The 6,411-nt window shown below is 68.4% G+C and carries 5 protein-coding genes, 1 pseudogene and 1 riboswitch; of the genes and pseudogenes, 4 read left to right on the plus strand and 2 right to left on the minus strand.

What is annotated here, in order from left to right; all coding sequences use genetic code 11:
• A partial coding sequence (locus IV113_RS25160) for a phosphomethylpyrimidine synthase ThiC (RefSeq protein WP_291091035.1) occupies positions 1 to 899 on the minus strand: 899 nt, incomplete at its 3' end.
• A gap of 120 nt (positions 900 to 1,019) precedes the next feature.
• Positions 1,020 to 1,134: riboswitch (TPP riboswitch) on the minus strand.
• A 147-nt stretch (positions 1,135 to 1,281) separates the two neighbouring features.
• Between IV113_RS25160 and IV113_RS25165 the strand changes: the two genes are divergently transcribed.
• From IV113_RS25165 to IV113_RS25180, 4 genes are read left to right on the plus strand one after another with little or no spacing between them, the layout of a single operon-like run.
• Entirely contained in the window at positions 1,282 to 2,436 is a 1,155-nt protein-coding gene (locus tag IV113_RS25165; protein ID WP_291091036.1) for an imelysin family protein, read from the plus strand.
• Complete coding sequence (locus IV113_RS25170; RefSeq protein WP_291091038.1) at positions 2,433 to 3,869, plus strand: di-heme oxidoredictase family protein; 1,437 nt, start codon at positions 2,433 to 2,435, stop codon at positions 3,867 to 3,869. Before IV113_RS25165 ends, IV113_RS25170 begins: the two co-directional genes overlap by 4 nt.
• Positions 3,866 to 4,936, plus strand: a complete 1,071-nt coding sequence (locus IV113_RS25175; RefSeq protein ID WP_291091040.1) for an imelysin family protein — start codon at positions 3,866 to 3,868, stop codon at positions 4,934 to 4,936. The genes IV113_RS25170 and IV113_RS25175 overlap by 4 nt, the downstream gene beginning before the upstream one ends.
• The gene (locus IV113_RS25180) at positions 4,929 to 6,047 is read left to right on the plus strand and encodes a DUF1513 domain-containing protein (protein ID WP_291091042.1); all 1,119 of its coding nucleotides are present in this window, start codon (positions 4,929 to 4,931) and stop codon (positions 6,045 to 6,047) included. The genes IV113_RS25175 and IV113_RS25180 overlap by 8 nt, the downstream gene beginning before the upstream one ends.
• Here IV113_RS25180 and IV113_RS25185 read toward each other — a convergent pair.
• A pseudogene (locus IV113_RS25185) lies at positions 6,044 to 6,411 on the minus strand (hypothetical protein); the annotation flags it as partial. The gene IV113_RS25180 and the pseudogene IV113_RS25185 overlap by 4 nt on opposite strands.

Genomic DNA, 6,411 nt, shown 5'->3' on the forward strand with positions numbered 1-6,411 from the left:
TTCTCCAGCGCCTGGTAGATCGGCACCGTGCCGATGGGCACCGGCGAGTTGCGCACGATCCAGTCGCGCGTGGTGTGGATGTTGCGGCCGGTGGAGAGGTCCATCACGTTGTCCGCGCCCCAGCGGATCGCCCACACCAGTTTGTCCACCTCTTCCTCGATGCTCGACGTGACGGCCGAGTTGCCGATGTTGGCGTTGACCTTGACCAGGAAGTTGCGCCCGATGGCCATGGGCTCGACCTCGGGGTGGTTGATGTTGGCCGGGATGATGGCGCGGCCGCGCGCCACCTCGTCGCGCACGAACTCGGGCGTGATGATGTCCGGGATGCGCGCGCCCATGGGGTTGCCGCGCAGGCGAGCCTCGCGAGCGGTGTCGCCCAGGTACTCGGCCATCCATTCGCGTTTGCCGTTCTCGCGCACGGCCACATATTCCATCTCGGGTGTGACGATGCCGCGGCGCGCGTAGTGCATCTGCGTCACGTTCATGCCGCTCTTGGCACGGCGAGGCGTGCGCTGCAGGCCGGCGGCTTGCGCGCGCAGCGCTTCGATGCGTTCGATGGTGGTGTCGTTCTGGCGGGCCTCGTTCTTCACGCCGTCGTCCAGCACCTGACGGGCGCGGCCAGCGTAGGTCTCGGTGTCGCCACGCGACGCTATCCACGCGCCGCGCACATCGGGCAGGCCGCGCGTCACGTCGATCGTGGCCGAGGGCTCCGAGTAGGGGCCCGAGGTGTCGTACACCACGACACGTTCGCCATTGGTGAGGGCGATCTCGCGCATGGGCACGCGCACGCCGGGCTGCTGGCCGGGCACGTAGAGTTTGCGGGAGGCGGGGAAGGGCTCGCGGCTGAGGGCCAGCGAGGCAGCGGGGGACTGGACGGGGAGTTGATCGGGTGCATTCATGGTGGCGGTCTCCGGTTCCGGTGGATGGGCAGTGAATGCTCCGGAGGACCGCCCCATGGACCGCGATGGCGGGTGAAACACCTCCGCCGTGAGAACGGAGGAGGTGCTCGCCCACATGCCGCGTGGGGCATGCGCTCTTCTTTCGCCGGTACTAACCGGATCAAGTTCACGGGTTCGGCTGGTAAGCCGTCTCAGCGCCCGACCTTTTCAGGTCGGTGCACCCCGGAGCAGAGGGCAGTGTATGCGGTGTGCGGTGGTGGGTCGTCGGTCACGTTGGGCCGCAAGCGAATCCTCGCAACGTCTTCGGGTTGTCATTACAAATCATTCGCATTTGCGTTAATATCGCCTTCAAACTTTCTTTGACCTCAAGCGAGCCCTTTCCATGTACATCAAAACCACCCTGGCCGCCGCCGTTCTCAGCATGGCTTTGTCGGCACAAGCCCAGACGGCGGCCACCCCGTCCAGCGTGGCCGCGCACTACGCCACGCTCGTGCACGCCAACTACGAAGACGCGTTGACCACGGCGCGCACGTTGCAGGAGGCCATCAAGGCGTTCACCGCCGCCCCCTCGGCCGATACCCAGGCCGCTGCGCGCAAGGCGTGGCTGATGGCGCGCGAGTTCTACGGTCAGACCGAGGCCTTCCGCTTCTACGGCGGTCCGATCGACAACGACAGCGGCCCGGAAGGCCGCATCAACGCCTGGCCGATGGATGAGTCCTACGTGGACGCCGTGGATGGCAAGAAGACCGCCGGGCTGGTGAACAACCGCAAGCAGGCCATCACCAAGAAAGCGCTCTCGGGTTTGAACGAGCGGGGCGGCGAAGAGAACATTGCCACCGGCTGGCACGCCATCGAGTTCATGCTCTGGGGACAAGACACCTCCGACAGCGGCCCGGGCAACCGCAGCTTCGAAGACTTCGTGGACGGCAAGGCGCCCAACGCCGACCGCCGCCGCCAGTACCTCACGGTGGTCACGGAACTGCTGGTGGACGACCTCTCCAGCCTCGTCAAGGCCTGGGCGCCCGGCCAGAAGGCGAACTACCGCGCCAGGTTCGAGAAGGGCGGCAACGAGTCGCTGCGCAAGATGTTCGTCTCGCTGGGCTCGCTCTCGCGTGGTGAACTCGCGGGCGAGCGGCTCGAGGTGGCCTTGGCCAGTCAGGACCAGGAAGACGAACACAGCTGCTTTTCGGACAACACGCACCGCGACGCGGTGACCAACGCACGGGGCATTGAAAACGTGTGGTTGGGCCGCTTCACCCGCGTGGACGGCAGCTTGGTGCAAGGCCCCAGCCTGCGCGATCTGGTCGCGGCGAAAAACGCCGCGCTGGCCGACAAGACCACGCAGCAGATCAGTGGCTCGGTGAAGGCGGCCGAGGCGATTCCAGCGCCCTTTGACCGCGCCATCGCTGGCGCCAAGGATGCACCGGGTCGGGTCAGCATCGAAAAGACCATCGCCAGCCTGACCGCCCAATCCAACGACATCGTGGCCGCCGCCACCGCCGTGGGCATCACCAAGCTCACGCTGGTGCAGCCGTGACGCGTGCGGCCTGGCTGGTGGCCGTGATCGCGGTCGCCGGGCTCGGCGCCGCGGTTCACGCCGGCTTGCAGGCCGCGCCGGGCTCGGGGGACCTGCTGGGCGAAATGACCGGTGGCGAAACCACGGTCCACGCCAATGGCAAGAACGCGTTCTCGTTCCCGGCGGCCAACCTGACCGACGACGAGCGCACGCGCTTCGTCATCGGCAACTCGTTTTTCAAACGCAACTGGGTCGAGGCGCCCGCATCCACCACCGCGCGCGACGGCCTGGGACCGCATTTCCTGGCGCGCTCGTGCGCTGGTTGCCACTTGTTCGACGGACGCGGCGAGCCGCCGCCGTGGCGCAAGGGCTTGTCCGATGAACAGCCACTGGCGCTGCTGATCCGCCTCTCCGTGCCCGGCACCGACGCGCGCGGCGGCCCCAGGCACGAAGCGGTGTACGGCGACCAGTTCAACACCGCCGCGAACCAGAACGTGAAGCCGGAGGGCGAGGTGGTGATGCGCTGGAAGCCGCTTGGCGGCCGCTTTGCCGACGGTTCGCGCTACACGCTGCAACAGCCGCATTACGAGCTGCGCAACCTGGGCTACGGGCCGCTGGACCCGAAAACCTTGATGAGTCCGCGCATCGCGCCGCAGATCATCGGTGTGGGGCTGCTGGAGTCGATTGCCGAGCAGGACATCGTGGCCAATGCCGCGAACCAGGCCGCGCAACCCGGCCCGATCAAAGGCCAGCCCAACCGGGTCTGGGACGCTTTCGCCGGGCGCGAGATGCTCGGGCGCTTTGGCTGGAAGGCCAACGTGGCCACGCTGGCGCACCAGACCGCGGGCGCCTTCCATGGGGACATCGGCATCACCTCGCGCCACTTTCCGACCGAGACCTGCACCCCCGCGCAGAAAGACTGCCTGGCCGCGCCCAACGGCTCCAACGACGCCCAGCCAGAAATCGAAGACGAGACGCTGGAGCAGGTGGTTTTTTACCAGGCCACGGTGGCCCCACCGGCGCGGCGCAACGTGCGCGAGCCCCAGGTGTTGCAAGGCCAGCGGCTGTTCGCGCAAGCCCAGTGCGCTGTCTGCCACCGGCCTTCCTACAAGACGGCCGAGGGGCCGTTCCCGCGACTGACCAGCAAGGCTTTGCAGGGGCAGACCATCTGGCCCTACACCGACCTGCTCTTGCACGACATGGGCGATGCACTGGCCGATGGTCGGCCGGATTTTCTGGCCAATGGCCGGCAGTGGAAGACCCCGGCGCTGTGGGGCATCGGCCTGATCCGGGACGTCAATGGACACACCCGGTTGATGCACGACGGGCGTGCCAACGGCGTGCTGGAGGCCATCCTGTGGCATGGCGGTGAGGCCGAGGCCAGCAAGCAGCAGGTGCTGCAAATGAAAAAACCCGAGCGCGATGCGCTGGTCAGGTTCGTGGAGTCGCTGTGATCAAGCTGTACCGTTTCATGGCCGGCGTGGGCATGTGCCTGGCCGGGGGCCATGCCCACGCCCAGAGCGCCGAGCCAGTGGTGGCCTTCCCCATCTACAACGCAGCTCAAGCCATGCAGGGACTGCACCAGCACACGCTGCTGCCCCGCGCTCAAGCCTTTGCCGATGCGGCGCAGGCCTTGACGAGGCAGACCACCGCCCACTGCGCCAGCCCCGCGGGCGGCGACGGCGCGCTGCAGGCGGCGCGCCAGCAATGGCAAGGCACTTTGCAGGCGTGGGAGGCCTTCTCCAGCGTGGCCACCGGGGCGGTGCTGGAGCGGCGTTCGCAGCGCCAGATCGACTTCTGGCCCGTGCGCCCGACGCTGATCGAACGCGCCATTGCCCGCGCGCCCCAGGGCGAGAAGGCGATGGAACTGGTGGGCACACCCGCCAAAGGCTTGCCCGCACTCGAATGGCTGTTGTGGACGCGGCCGGCTGCACCCGCCACAGCCGCCTGCGCCTTTGCGCAAGAGGTGGCCAGGGACGTGGAGCGCGAAGCGCTGGCCCTGGTGCAGGCCGAGGCCAGCATCGCTGCGAAGGACTGGGATGACGACGCCGAGGCCTCGGGCCAAGGCATGGCGGAATGGATCAACCAATGGTTGGGTGGACTGGAATCCCTGCGCTGGGCCCAGATGGAAAAGCCGCTGAAGGCAGCGCCGGCCGGTGAACGCCCGGCCTATGCGCGGCTTGCCAGCCGCGGTGACGCCGCCAGCTGGCAAACCCAATGGAGGACGCTGCGCGAGCACGCGGGCGTGACGCCGGAGCAGCGCCGTGCACCGCCCCGGCCCGGTGAGGCGTTGGCGCCGATCGAAGCCATTCTGATGGGGCAGGGCAAGCTCGCGCTGTCCGCGAAATGGAGCACCGCGCTGGCGCAGGCCGACCAGGCCATGGCGGTCGTCGACCCGGCGCGTGCGGCCACCGTGCTGAGCGCATCGACAGCGCTCAAATCGCTCAGCCTGCTGTTCCAGAACGAGGTGGCCAGTTCGCTGGACATCCCGCTGGGTTTTTCGAGCGCGGACGGTGACTGAGGCCCACGACCCCTTGCGGCGGCGCTGGCTGGGTGCGCTCGCCTTGGGCGGGCTGCTGCCCGGGTTCGCCGTTGCAACACCACCGGGTGCGCCCGCCGCCAGCGCGCGCCTGCTCGCGGCCTGGCAATCCGACAACGACCACCGCATCGGGCTGATCGATCTCGGCGCAGGTCAGGCCCGGGTGCATCGCGAACTGTTGGTGCCCACCCGTGCGCACGGCTTGCTGGTGGAAGCGGGCGGCAGCGTGCTGGCCATGGCGCGCCGACCGGGTGACTGGCTGGTGCGCTGGCACCCCCAGAGCGACGCCACGCAATGGCAGTGGGTGGAAGACGATCGTCACTTCAACGGCCATGTGGTGGCCAGCCCCGATGGCCGGACCCTCTGGACCACCGAGACCGACCGCGAGAGCGGCCAGGGTCGCGTGGCCTTGCGACAGGCCCGCACGCTACGCAAGACCACGGAGTTCGCCACCCTCGGCATGGACCCGCACGAGATGCTGGTGTTGCCGCAGCGGGTGGGCGATGTGCCGGCTGGCAGCCTGCTGGTGGCCAATGGCGGCATTCCTTCGTTGCCCGAAACCGGTCGCGCCAAGCGCGACCTCGATCGCATGGACGCGTCGCTGGTGGCGCTGGACGGTGGCAGCGGGCGGGTGCTGGGACAGTGGCGCCTGAGGGATCCGCGCCTGAGCATCCGTCACCTCGCGTGGGACCCGGTCTCGGCGTGCGTGGGCATCGCCTTGCAGGCCGAGCACGACGACCCGGACGCGCGGCGCGCGGCGCCCGTGCTTGCGGTTTGGAACGGCCGTGAGTTGGTGACCGCCCACGGGCAACCGGCGCTCGCGGGTTACGGCGGGGACATCTGTGCGCGTGCCGAGGGCGGGTTTCTGGTGAGCTGCACGCGTGCCCACCAGGTGGCGTTGTTTGGCGCCGGGGGTCAGTGGCAGAACAGCATCGCGCTGGAAGAGGCGTGCGCGCTGGGCGAGGTGGCGGGCACATGGTGGGCCGCCGGGCGTTTGAGTGCCCTGGGCGGCGGCGGGACCGACCGCGCCAGCCTGTCGACCGATCTGCCCGCCGGCAGCCGGATCGACAACCACTGGCTGGCGTTCGGTTAGATCAGGATGTCGAACAGGTTTGAGAAGGTGTCCGTCCACGGCCGGAACCCGGGCCGCTGCTCCAGCACCTGAGCACCCTGCAGCGAGGGCGGCAGCGCGGCGGCCTGGGCGGCGTTCACGAACACCACCCAGGTGGATCGGCGGCAAAACGGGTCGCCGTGGCCCGAGGGCAACTCGAGCAACAGTGCCACCTTGCCCACGTGCTGCGCGGCCGAGGCCATGACCGGGCGCAGGTCGAGGTAGGTGTTGGTGATGTGCACGGCCAGCAGGCCATCCGGCCGCATGTGGCGCATGTAGGCGTCAAACGCTTCCAGCGTGAGCAGGTGGGTGGGAATGGAGTCGCCCGAGAACGCGTCCATGGCCA

It is taken from the genome of Hydrogenophaga sp., from assembly GCF_018780385.1.
Taxonomy (GTDB): Bacteria; Pseudomonadota; Gammaproteobacteria; order Burkholderiales; family Burkholderiaceae_C; genus Hydrogenophaga.

What these genes read in the sequence shown, in the direction of transcription:
- IV113_RS25165 (WP_291091036.1), top strand. Translation starts at nt 1,282, where the DNA reads ATGTACATCAAAACCACCCTGGCCGCCGCCGTTCTCAGCATGGCTTTG.